This is a genomic window from Candidatus Mycoplasma mahonii, from assembly GCF_030550815.1.
Taxonomy (GTDB): Bacteria; Bacillota_I; Bacilli_A; order Mycoplasmatales; family Metamycoplasmataceae; genus Mycoplasma_O; species Mycoplasma_O mahonii.
Window position 1 is genome coordinate 74,607 of sequence record NZ_CP114583.1, and the last position, 12,475, is coordinate 87,081.

Below are 12,475 nucleotides of genomic sequence, written 5' to 3' on the forward strand. Positions count from 1 at the left end.
TAATGTTTTTTATAGGTAAAATATAAATATGAAAAAATTTATAGCAACATACAACGATGACGGTAGAACCCTTACAAAATTTGTTAATAAGATGTTTCCTGGTGTTCCAAAATCTAGAATCGAAAGAGCATTCAGGCAAAAAGATATTAAAATAAATGGCAAGGGGACAAAAGATAAAACATATGTCATAAAAGAGAGAGATGTTATAACTATTTATGCACTTGTTGTGGAAGAAAAAAAAGGAATCAAGGAAATTAAGGCTAATATTAATTTTTCAAAAATATATGAAGATGATAATATTTTAATCGTTAATAAAAAATCTGGGGTTGTTGTTCATGATTCTCCTAACTGTCTAGACAACCAAGTGCTTTCGTATTTAAAATTTAAACAAACAGATTCATTTACTCCATCACATGTTGGCAGACTAGATAAAAAAACATCAGGCATAATGCTTTATGCAAAAACATACAAGGCATTAAAAATGTTTAATGAAAAAGCTGATAAACAAAAAAAAATATATGAATTTAAATCAGATCTAAAGAGTAACATTATAACAACATTCAAAATAGAACATGATGAAAATTACCAAAGAGAAAGATGTGGGAAATTTGGTAAAGACACAAAAACACTTTTTTGGATGGAAAATAATAAGCAATATGCTGAGCTTGTCACTGGAAGAAAACATCAAATAAGGGCATCGTTGTCCAAGTTAGGTGTACCGATTTATGGTGATCAAAAATATGGTGGCAAACCAGCTATGAGAATGTTTTTACATTCAGCATATTTAAAAATATTTGGACTAGAAGGTGAATTGGAACATCTAAATGGACAGGAATTTTGGTCTCGGCCAGATTGGTAGGACTAAGGATTTATATGAAAACTATTTTAATAATGCCAGTAAAAGACATTGGCGAAGAAATAATCGAAACAATTGATAATATAAAATCTAGTGCTGGAAATGTTGATTATTTATTAATTGATTATGGAGCAGACGATAGAACAAAACACTTATTGAAGAATAATAATTTTCAAAGATTGATAATCCCCATTGAATCAACATATGACAATGCTTTAAAATTAGGAATAAAGTATGCATATGAAAATAAATATGACAATTTAATTGAGTTTAATCCTGTAAAAGGTTTTGATCTTACTGACATATCATATTTTACTAAGACGATGGCCTTCAAGAAGGTGGATCTCTTAATTGGTTCAAGATTTGTTGAAGAAAAAGCTCCCCACAAATTAAGGTATTTTTATACAAGGTTATTGAAATATGCAATAGGTTTTATTTCTTTTAGAAAAGTCACTGATGCAAACATTGATTTAAGAATGATTAATAGAAGAACAATGAAGGCTTTGATGGACACAAATGAATCCATTACTCCATCATCGGTTACCTACTTAATTAGATCAAAGCATTCATTCATTGAATTGCAAATTAAAGTTAAAAACAAAAAGAGTAGACAAGCAAAATTTAAAGGCTTGAAATTAGCAAAATATATTTGACATCAAATATTATTAATATTATTTGTTCAACCATTTAAAAGAAAGGGGAATACTAAAAATGTATAACAGGCCTTGACAAGAAGAATTGGGCAATGTCATGAATCTTGGATTGCCTATATTTTTATTAATTATTGCTATATCATCTTTTGTATGATTTACAATTGAGGTTAAAAGAAAGAAAATTGAATTAAAAAATATGATTGGGTGGTTAACAACAAATATCATCTTTACCTTATTTGTTATATATATTCTAATTGTTTCCATTCTGCACTTGTTTAATATTGATAATATTCCTAATATATTCAACATGATTGCTTATTATATGTTTGGAATAAAAATGGATAACGCAAAGCAATGGATAATTTTATTAATTTTAGGATTTATTGCATACATTCTCTTAAAATCATTGAAGAATTCAATTGAAATTGCTAAGTTAAATAAAAGAGTTGACATGTTAGGTAATGAAGTTTCTATTCTTAAAGGTAAAATAAATAAAACTACAAAGTTTAATATTAAAGTACCAAAAGTTGAAAAATCAGTCAAAGTGATTAAAGATGAGTTAAAAGAAAAACGCAAAATTGCAAAAACGCTTCAAAGACATAATAAAAAAATTAATGATATAAACAATAAATAAGATATGTTCATAGGAACATTTTCTTTATAATTTATATATGGAAAACTTAAGAGATAAAATTATCAATTTAAATAAAAAACTGATTGCATGATCTAAAACATATTATTTAAATAATAATCAAATGGTTTCTGACGAGGAATATGATGGAACATATATCATTTATTCAAACCTGATTAGAAATAATCCTAAATTAGAGCCAACTGATTCAATTCTAAAGAAAGTTGGAGCAAAAGTGGATAATAGATTCCATAAGGTTACACATAAATATAAAATGTTTTCTTTAGCGAATGCTTTTAGTGAGGATGATTTATGAAAATTCGATAAACATATTAAGGATTTACTTCACATAGATTTTGATTTGGAATATATTTTAGAATACAAAATCGATGGCTTATCTATTTCTTTAATTTATGAAAATGGGGAACTTATTAGAGCCATCACTAGAGGTGATGGTTTGATTGGCGAAGATGTCACACATAATATTAAAACCTTGAAAAGTATTCCACATAAAATCAACTATAAAAAAGAAGTGGAATTCAGAGGAGAGGTTTTCATGTCAAATGATGCCTTTGATAACCTAAACAAAAATGGGAATAATTTTGCTAATCCCAGAAATGCAGCATCTGGTTCTTTAAGACAACTGAACTCATCGGTTGCAGCTAGCAGAAATTTATCTGCATTTATTTATGAGGTTCCAAACAAAAAAATTGAAGTAATCAAAACACATCAAGGACTTTTGAATTTCATCAAAAAAAATAAATTACCAATAAACAATGAAATAATCCCAGTCAAAGGTATTCAGGAGGTTATAAATACTATTAAGGAAATGTCAGAAAAAAGAAATGATTTAGGATATGTTGTTGATGGAATAGTCATTAAAGTTAATGATATTTCGCTTTATGAAGATATAGGTTATACGGTTAAATTCCCAAAATTTATGATTGCATACAAGTTTCCTGCGGAAATTGCGGCGACTACTTTAGAAGACATTTTTCCATCTATCGGGCGAACTGGTAGGGTTACATATAATGCCAAGCTATCACCAGTTAGAATTTATGGTTCCGTTATTTCTGCAGCAACCCTTCATAATGCAGATTACATAAAAAAATTGGGTATTAATTTTGGGGATATTGTTAATGTAAAAAAAGCAGGAGATATCATCCCAAAAGTGATTAGTATAAAAACAAAAAATAATGATGAAATATGAATCGAAACTAACACTTGCCCTTCATGTGGATTTCTTTTAAAAAGATTCGTTGGGGAAGTTGATCAGTATTGTATTAATGAAGATTGCATAGGAATAAAAACGGCTTCACTAGAACATTTTGTTTCTAAAAAAGCGATGAACATTGATGGAATTTCCACGGAGACAATCAAGATACTATTAGATAAAAAATTTATTACTGATGCAGCTTCAATATTCACTCTTGCCAGTAAGAAAGACAACCTTTTAAAATTGCATGGTTTTAAAGAAAAATCTGTGGATAAAATGATATCTTCTATTGAAAATTCCAAAAACACTGATTTAGGTAACTTTCTTTTTGGGTTAGGAATTAGACATTTAGGCGAAAAAGGATCAAGAATTTTAGCTAAACGTTTCAGGTCAATAGAAAATATAATAAATTCATCACAAAAAGATTTTATGTTAATAAGGGACTTAGGAAAAAAAGTATCTGATTCAGTTGTTGAATATTTTTATTTAGAAAAAAATATTAATCAAATTAAAAAAATGTTTTCATATGGTTTAAATCTAACTGAAGTTTCCGTGACTAGTTCAAAATTATTTGAGAACAAGACATTCGTTATAACCGGCACTCTTTCTAAACCAAGAAAAGTATTTCAAGACATTATTGAGAATAATAGTGGGAATGTCTCTTCTGCTATATCAAAAAATATTGATTATCTTTTGATGGGAGAAAATCCAGGAAACAAATCACTCAAAGCTAAAGAACTAAATGTTAAAATGATTAATGAAAATGAATTTAAAAGTATTTTGGAGGTGGAATCATGAAAAGAATAGATGAAGTTTCAATGAAAATAATGTTTAAAATAGATAAACAATTTTCTAATGAATTAATTAACACATGAGAAGAAATACAATCAGATATTAAAAAAATGAAGAAATATAACACCGATAACATTGAACCAATGATTACGATATTTGAAGGAAAAACAACATTTTTAAGAAGTGATATCCCTGGAAAAACTATGCCGGTTGAAGATATTATTAGCAATGCACCTGATCACAAAGGTGATTTCATCTTATTACCAAAGGTGGTTAAAAATGATTAAAAACCAGGGTAATTTTGAAAAAGCAAAAAATGAATTGAAGAATGATCTGAATAATGCTGTTGCACATATTTATGAAAAAAAGAATAAAATTAATGGTCCTTTAAGTAACGTTGTAATAACACTTAAGGATTTATATGCAACTGATGATGCACCAACCCAAGCGTCTTCAAAAATATTGGAAGGATTTGAACCCAAATATAATGCTGAAATAGTTAATAAATTGCTAAATGCAGGAGCAAATATAGTGGGAAAAATGCATTTAGATGAATTGGCTCTTGGTGGAACTGGTATGTACTCTTCCTTTGGAAAAATTAATAACCCAATCGATTCAAAAAGAATGCCTGGAGGTTCATCGGCTGGTTCTGTTGCTACTATGACAAAAAATATTTCAATTGCTATTGGTTCTGATACAGGAGATTCTATTAGACTTCCGGCAAGTTATTGTGGACTAGTAGGGTTTAAGCCTTCATATGGGGCTGTATCAAGATTTGGAATGTATCCTTTTGCTTCATCATTAGATGTTGTTGGGTGATTTTCTCATAATGTTAATGATGCAATAGAAGTTTCTAAAATTCTATATGGATTTGACAAAAAGGACTTTTCATCTACTGATGTTGAAAAGCCGGTTCTTGAATCATTAAAACCGCAAAAAATAATATTTTTAAATATGAAAAATATGCTTTCGGATAACGTTTCCCAAGAATACGATAAATTAAAATCACAAATAAAATCCGATAAAATAGAAATTATAACTATTGAGCCAAACATAGAACTGTTTGATTTATTTGGGATTGTGTACTCTATTATTTCATTTTCAGAATCATCATCAAATAATTCTAATTTATCAGGCATCCCGTTTGGTAATAGAATTGATGGCAAGAATTGAGAAGAGATAATTATAAAAACAAGAACAAACGGCTTTGGAAGAATGGTTCAAAAGAGATTTGCTTTAGGATCATACTTTTTGCTTCCAGAAAACAAAGATTTATTATTAGGGAAAGCTCAAAAAATAAGAAGATTAATCAAGAATTATTTTGATGATATTTTTCAAGATTCAATTTTAGTTTATCCGACTGCAGGAATAGCTCCACTTTGAACGGAGAGTATTAAAGAGAATTGATATAAATATTTCCTAACATATTCGAATTTTATCGGCAACCCCTCAATATCCATTCCGTGAATAAAAGATGAATCAATGCCTGTTAATCTTTCCATAGATGGAAAGATATATGATGATAAAAAGTTGCTTTCCTATTCTCTTTACATAGAGAAATTATTGGGGGACTATAATGAATAATCTTGAAGTAATAATAGGTATAGAAATACATATTGAATTAAATACACAAACAAAGATGTTTTCATCCGCACCTAATGTTTTTGGTCAGAAGGAAAATACCCTAGTGGATAAAATTGATTTAGGCTATCCTGGTACATTGCCCGCTGTCAATAAAGAAGCGGTCATAAAAGGGATTAAGTTAGGGAAAGCTCTTAATATGAAAATAGACAAGTTGTTGAGATTTGATCGAAAACATTATTTTTATGCAGATCTACCCAAAGGTTACCAGATCACTCAAAATGATTATCCAATTGGTTCAAATGGTTTTATTCCAATAAAAATTAATTCAATTAGTAAAAATATACAAATTGAAAGAATACAATTGGAAGAAGATACAGCTAAGTCATTTCACACGGAAGAAGGAACGCTATTGAACTATAATAGGGCAGGGGTTCCATTAATAGAAATTGTAACAGATCCCGTTATAAGAAGTGCTGAAGAAGCAACGGAATATGTAAAATCAATAAAAAATTTAGCTCTTGCATTAAACATTTCTGAAGCCAAAATGGAAGAGGGATCCATGAGGGCAGATATAAATATTTCATTAAGACCATATGGATCCAATGTTTTGGGAACAAAGGTAGAAATAAAAAATATTAATTCTCTTTCAAATATTAAAAGTGCCATTCAAAATGAAATTGTTGAACAGACTCAACAAATTTTATTGGGGCAAAAAATTAGTCAATCAACCAAACGCTTTGATGAAGAAACAAGAACGAACAAAATAATGAGGATAAAAAAGGAAGCATTAGATTATAGATTTATCCCGGAACCAAATATAAACCCCATTTCACTTACAAATAATTTTATAGATTCTATTCACATAAATGAATTGCCATGGGAACGGGAAAAAAGATATATAAGTTATGGGATTGATCATTCATATATAGAGAAATTATTATCAGATTATGACCATGCTAATTATTTTGATCTTATTAAATCAGATGATAAGGTCAATCTAGCAAAGGTTTTTTTCTCGGAAATAGTTTCTTTGGCAAACTTAAAGAATATGAAAGTTTCTGCTCTGGATATTGATCCTACACAAATAGAGTTAGCCATTAAATTAGTTAAAGATGGAAGTATAAGTGGAAAGCACTTGAAAACAATAATACCACTTCTTTCAGAATCGTCAAAGAATGTTGTGGATATTATTAATGATGAAAATATGAAACAAATTTCTGAAGAATCACAAATTAATATTTTAATTGATGAAGTAATAAATAGCAATATTTCCTTTATAAATAATAATATTGATAGGAAAGAAAGAGTGATAAAATATATTGTAGGAAATGTCATGAAAATTTCAAAGGGACAAGCCAATCCCGTTGTCACAAGCAACCTTGTAGAGAAAAAAATAAAAAAATATGTTTAAAAAAAACAAACCAAGAGCAGGGTATCAAACTAAACCTGAGAAAAAAGCAAAAGTTAAGAAAAATCGCGCTATGCATGACCTTTTAGTTAGCACTAAAACAAACAAAATATTTTGAACAGAGCGGCTTGTGAAATTTCTTATTTATATATCATTAAGAATCGTAATTAGACCAAAAAAATGAAAATACCCTAAAAAAAATATTGAAATAATAAATAGAACATATCGTAGAATCATGTCGAATGATTTTGTGTATATACCATCTTCAATTGCCTTCTATTTGATTATGGCATTTATGCCCATATTATCATTGATAGTAATATTTAATATGATACCTGAAGCCGATGCCTTTTTCATAAGTCTATCAACAGATGGCAAAAAAAATGCTATAGCTGAAATACTTAGTAAATTTATTCCTGGTGCATCAACTATTTTTAATCAAATTAAAGAAGCTGTAGGCAACAAAAATATTACAACATCAGCATCTATTCTTACTATTCTTTCAATTCTTATTTCTACATGAATTGCTTCCAATGGATTTTCTAAGTTAATTTATACTCAATCATATATTTATGAACATAAATATCTTGGAGGATATTGAATGAATAAATTTAAAGGAATGTTTTTAGTTATTGTTTTTACATTATTTCTATTTTTTATTCTTTCTGTTAATGTGTTATTCACAAAATGATTGTCAACTTTTGAAATAGAAGACATACTCAAGGAAGCTCTTTTATATATATATCTTTCTTTTGGGATGTTTATAGGTTTTTTTGTTGGTTTTATATTGTTGTATAAATTTTCGCCCAGATTTAAAATTAAAATTAAACACGTTGTTCCTGGGGCAATGGTATCAACACTACCTACAACCGGGTTTCTAATATTATTTGGTTTCATTTCATCTCTATGAAGTTATGATTCATACGGTGTTATAGGTGCAATCATGTATATTGGCATGTCGTCCTTAATAGTAACCTATTTTATATTTGTGGGGATATCCGCAAATGCCGCTTATTATAAAACGTTTGTCAATGATGGTTTGAAAAACAAATGAACAATATCTAAAAAGTAATGATTTAAGTTAATGTGGATGTATTTCCATTCTAAATATTTACTGATTTGAATTTGGTATATTCATTTGGTAACCTTTTAGCAATAAAGTGAAATTATGAAATAGTTCAAACTTGTAGTTATTTACAATAAAGTGTAATTACGATTGATGAATGGCACTGCAATATATGGTTATATTTTAGCATAAAATTAATTATTAAAATATAATATAGACTATAAAACCTATAACAAAAGGCTTTTAATGACTAACTTGCTAGGTAAACAATCATGAAATCTCAGAATAAATTAATAAACTTTTATAGTTTATGTATTTCCAATAAAAGATCCAACAATCTAAACATCACAAAAACTAACAAAATTGCAAATAATTTATGGTAGAAAACATCAAAAAAATATTGAGTAATTGAAAACTTAGTTTTCAATTAGAATATTTATGAAAAGACAATGTCTATGAAGTGATGGTGTCAGGTTTCTGTATTCTAATCGTATTGTAAATGAGAATTCTCAGAGTTCTTATTTATTCTTTTGCAAAAAAAATGACAAACATAAAAATATGTTTTATTAATTATAAATGTATTTAATCGCACTAACTTATTCATACTACTTTTATATATAATATTTTTATGGGATTTTTTAAAAAATTAAAAGAAAGACTTTTAGCATTAGAGGGTATTGACCCTAAAAAAGAAACTAAACCAAAACCTATCAAAGAAGGTCTTGCTGATTTTGCAATTTATAAAAGAGAAAATAAAATTAATAAAAAAAATGAAAAAAAGAAAATACAAATTAGAAAAAAAGAAAAAAAACTTGACAAGTATATTGTTGGTATGTCTAAATCAAGATCATCATTTTCAGAAAAAATAACAGAAATACAAAGTAGACATAACGAGATAGATAAAGAATTTTTTGAAGAGTTAGAGGAAATATTAATAATGTCTGATATATCAGTTAAGCTTGTAATGGACATAATTGACGAGATAAAAAAGGAAGTCAAAAAAGAGAATGTACGAGACATGTCCTTAATTGCAGAAATTATTGCAGATAAAATATTTGTTATATATACAAATCAAACAATAGTTGACACAACTTTAGATGTCAAAAACGAAAGAGTAAATGTTATTTTAATGGTTGGTGTGAATGGAGCCGGTAAAACAACAAGCATTGCTAAGTTAGCTAGTAAATTTAGCACGGAAGGCAAGAATGTTTTGATTGCAGCTGCCGATACATTTAGAGCAGGTGGCGTAGAACAGTTAAGTATTTGGGCAGAACGAATTGGTGTTGATATTATAAAATCTGAAAAACAAAATGCAGACCCAGCATCTGTTGTTTTTGATGCTGTTAAAAAAGCAAAAGAAGATAAATATGATATTTTAATCATTGATACAGCAGGAAGGTTACAAAACAAAGTTAATCTTATGAATGAATTAGCCAAAATGTCAAAAATAATTACAAAAGAAATTCCTGGAGCTCCACATGAATCATTATTGGTTGTGGATGCAACCACAGGTCAAAACGGTGTTTCACAGGCCAAACATTTTAAAGATGTAACTCCTATATCAGGAATAATTCTCACAAAAATGGATGGAACTTCAAAGGGAGGCATTATTTTAACAATCAAAGATGAGTTGGAAATGCCGGTTAAATTTATTGGATTAGGAGAATCCCTAGATGACTTGCAAGAATTTAATTTAGATGCATTTATTTATGGGATGACAAAAGGACTAATTGATGAATCTAAATAAACGAGAAGAATTAATTCATTTTTTTGAACAATACAATAAAATGTTAACGCAAACACAAAGACAAGCTTTCCACCTTCACTATATAGAAGACTTATCATTAAAAGAGATATCAGAAATAACTGCTACAACAAGAAGCGCAATTTTTGATGCAATTAAAAAAGCAGAAAAAAAATTGCTTTCCATTAACGAAAAACTTTCATAACTCATTATTTTAGTATAATTAAGTAGAAAAAAAGGGGTAATATGTCAAGAGAGAGAGTTATTATTAAATTATCTGGTGAGGGACTAGCAAATAAGAAAAAGAATTTAGCTATTGATCCAGAAGTTGTATCAGGCATCGCTTTACAAGTAAAGAAAATGCTTAAAAATGAATTTCAAGTGGGAATTATCGTTGGCGGAGGAAATTTTTGAAGAGGAGCTTCTGCTGAAAAGAATGGAATACCAAGAAATAGAGCTGACTACATTGGAATGTTGGCAACACTTATGAATGGTTTGGCTGTTCAATCAGGATTTGAAAAAGAGGGTATTATCACACATGTTCAATCTGCAATAAATATTGATGAAAAAGTAGCAAAAAATTATGTCAATGAAAAAGCCATAGCAATGCTTGAAAATGGTGATGTTGTAATCTTTGCTGGAGGAACCGGAAGACCATTTTTTACAACTGACACCGCAGCAACGCTGATTGCCTCAGAGATTAATGCTAAGAAGATTTTGATGGGCAAAAATGGTGTTTCAGGGGTATTTGATTCTGATCCAAGAATTAATTCAAATGCAAAACAATTTGAAGAGATTACATATGATGAACTTTTAGAAAGAGGACTTACAGTTATGGATTCAACAGCCGCATCTATGGCGAAAGATAATGGAATTGAATTGATAGTATTTGATATTACAGAAAAAGATTCAATAATAAGAGCAAGTAAAGGTGAAATTAAACATACAAGGGTAATAAAATAATGGAATACAAATTATACGAATTAGAAGCGATCGAAATAATGGAAAAGGCCGTAGAGTCATATAAAAGTAATTTAAAGAAAATTACCGTTGGTCGTGCTAATCCCTCTCTCTTGGACTCGATTGTTATTGATTATTTTGACTCACCTACTCCGCTTAGTCAAATAGCAGCCATTTCAATTCCTGATTCTAGGCAGTTACTTGTAAAGCCATACGATATGTCAATAAACAATGATATAGTTGCAATGATAAATAAATCATCGTTAGGTATTGTTGCTGTTGATGAGGGTGATAAAACAAGAATTACGTTTCCTGAAATTAACACGGACAGGAGGCGCGAATTGGTCAAAATGCTTGTAAAATACACCGAGGGGTCCAAAGTTTTAATTAGAGGTGCAAGACAACATGTTAATAAAGAGATCAAAGTAGATGAAGAACTTTCGAAAGATCAAAGTAGAGATTACTTAGAAGAAATTCAACAACTAACTAATAAATACACAAATAAAATTGATGTTATTACCAAAAGCAAAGAAAAAGACTTAATGACAATTTAGGTTTTTTTATATGCCTTATTATTAAGTTACTATTTCATTCATTTATTGCTTGCTTTGTTATAATTAAACAATGATAAAAGATTTTATTAAAAAACATAATTATTTTCAAAGATACACGTCAATAGTTGGAATTCTTTTAATTATTATTCCTACTTTCTTATTGTTAATATATGGCGGTAAAACTGGTAAATACATTGCATATTCAATATTTGCATTAATAGGAATACTTGGCACCTATGAAGTATTACAAAATATGAAAATGTCAAAATATTCAGCATTATTTTTATCATCACTGATATTGATAATGGTATTTTTACCATGGGATTCACTGACTAGGCCTGTGAATGAGACGCGAGAAAATTTAGGTGGGCTAATTAAGTTGTCATTCAATTGAAAGATTTTCTTAATCTTATTTTTAACATCATTTACTCCATTGATAATTGATCGGAAATTATTCGCATCTAAAAACGTTATTGCCAACCAAATTATAATAGTATTTGTTTTATTCTCAATTTTCACTTTCGTGAAGATGGTTTGGTTAGTTGCAAACTATAACTTTTTTTGATTATTATTTTTTGTCACAATTGCTATTATTGCTGATACGGCCGGTTACCTCGGTGGGAAGTATCTTAAAAAATATATATTAAATGGTGCAAAACTTGCCCCGATGATTTCACCAAAGAAAACATGAGCTGGATTCATTGTTAGTTATGTATTCACTTCAGCCTTCATTGCATCTATGGGGTGGTACTTAGGGATATTCGAGTCAACCTCAAATCCAACAGCATTTTTAGTTACATCAATAATCATATTACCTATTATTTCTATAATTGGTGACTTAGTTTTTTCATCAATAAAGAGATTTCTCAATATCAAAGATTTTTCAAAAATGATACCAGGTCATGGTGGTTTGATGGATCGCTTGGATGCAATGTCACTAGTCTTCTTTATTGTTATGATTTTTTACTTGTTATAGTAAATTGCCAATTTTTATTAGCTCTTTTTGTTAAA

Annotated in this window: 13 protein-coding genes; all 13 read left to right on the top strand. The window is 28.8% G+C overall.

Translation table 4 applies throughout. From position 1 onward, the window contains the following. The first annotated feature begins 28 nt into the window (after positions 1-28). The 13 genes from O3I44_RS00360 (at position 29) to O3I44_RS00420 (ending at position 12,440) form a co-directional block, all read left to right on the top strand. On the top strand, positions 29-859 hold the full coding sequence (locus O3I44_RS00360; RefSeq protein ID WP_303717217.1) for a pseudouridine synthase: 831 nt from the start codon (positions 29-31) through the stop codon (positions 857-859). 14 nt (positions 860-873) lie between these two features. Continuing rightward, entirely contained in the window at positions 874-1,575 is a 702-nt protein-coding gene (locus O3I44_RS00365; RefSeq protein WP_303717218.1) for a glycosyltransferase family protein, read from the top strand. After that, complete coding sequence (locus O3I44_RS00370) at positions 1,568-2,143, top strand: hypothetical protein (protein ID WP_303717219.1); 576 nt, start codon at positions 1,568-1,570, stop codon at positions 2,141-2,143. Before O3I44_RS00365 ends, O3I44_RS00370 begins: the two co-directional genes overlap by 8 nt. A gap of 37 nt (positions 2,144-2,180) precedes the next feature. Beyond that, positions 2,181-4,163, top strand: a complete 1,983-nt coding sequence (gene ligA / locus O3I44_RS00375) for an NAD-dependent DNA ligase LigA (RefSeq protein ID WP_303717220.1) — start codon at positions 2,181-2,183, stop codon at positions 4,161-4,163. Beyond that, positions 4,151-4,435 carry an Asp-tRNA(Asn)/Glu-tRNA(Gln) amidotransferase subunit GatC gene (locus tag O3I44_RS00380; protein WP_303717221.1) on the top strand — a complete coding sequence of 95 codons (285 nt, stop codon included), beginning with the start codon at positions 4,151-4,153 and terminating at the stop codon, positions 4,433-4,435. The genes ligA and O3I44_RS00380 overlap by 13 nt, the downstream gene beginning before the upstream one ends. Beyond that, positions 4,428-5,732 (top strand): amidase family protein, encoded by a 1,305-nt coding sequence (locus O3I44_RS00385; protein WP_303717222.1) that lies wholly within the window; start codon positions 4,428-4,430, stop codon positions 5,730-5,732. The genes O3I44_RS00380 and O3I44_RS00385 overlap by 8 nt, the downstream gene beginning before the upstream one ends. Further along, positions 5,725-7,143 (top strand): Asp-tRNA(Asn)/Glu-tRNA(Gln) amidotransferase subunit GatB, encoded by a 1,419-nt coding sequence (gene gatB, locus O3I44_RS00390; RefSeq protein WP_303717223.1) that lies wholly within the window; start codon positions 5,725-5,727, stop codon positions 7,141-7,143. The genes O3I44_RS00385 and gatB overlap by 8 nt, the downstream gene beginning before the upstream one ends. Next, positions 7,136-8,212 (top strand): YihY/virulence factor BrkB family protein, encoded by a 1,077-nt coding sequence (locus O3I44_RS00395; RefSeq protein WP_303717224.1) that lies wholly within the window; start codon positions 7,136-7,138, stop codon positions 8,210-8,212. Before gatB ends, O3I44_RS00395 begins: the two co-directional genes overlap by 8 nt. 622 nt (positions 8,213-8,834) lie before the next feature. Further along, positions 8,835-9,953, top strand: coding sequence for a signal recognition particle-docking protein FtsY (gene ftsY, locus O3I44_RS00400; RefSeq protein WP_303717225.1), 1,119 nt, complete (start codon positions 8,835-8,837; stop codon positions 9,951-9,953). Continuing rightward, positions 9,940-10,155 (top strand): sigma factor-like helix-turn-helix DNA-binding protein, encoded by a 216-nt coding sequence (locus tag O3I44_RS00405; protein ID WP_303717226.1) that lies wholly within the window; start codon positions 9,940-9,942, stop codon positions 10,153-10,155. Before ftsY ends, O3I44_RS00405 begins: the two co-directional genes overlap by 14 nt. 41 nt (positions 10,156-10,196) lie before the next feature. Continuing rightward, on the top strand, positions 10,197-10,913 hold the full coding sequence (gene pyrH, locus O3I44_RS00410) for a UMP kinase (RefSeq protein WP_303717227.1): 717 nt from the start codon (positions 10,197-10,199) through the stop codon (positions 10,911-10,913). Next, positions 10,913-11,464, top strand: a complete 552-nt coding sequence (gene frr, locus O3I44_RS00415) for a ribosome recycling factor (RefSeq protein WP_303717228.1) — start codon at positions 10,913-10,915, stop codon at positions 11,462-11,464. Before pyrH ends, frr begins: the two co-directional genes overlap by 1 nt. A gap of 70 nt (positions 11,465-11,534) precedes the next feature. Beyond that, positions 11,535-12,440, top strand: coding sequence for a phosphatidate cytidylyltransferase (locus tag O3I44_RS00420; RefSeq protein WP_303717229.1), 906 nt, complete (start codon positions 11,535-11,537; stop codon positions 12,438-12,440). Positions 12,441-12,475: the final 35 nt, after the last annotated feature.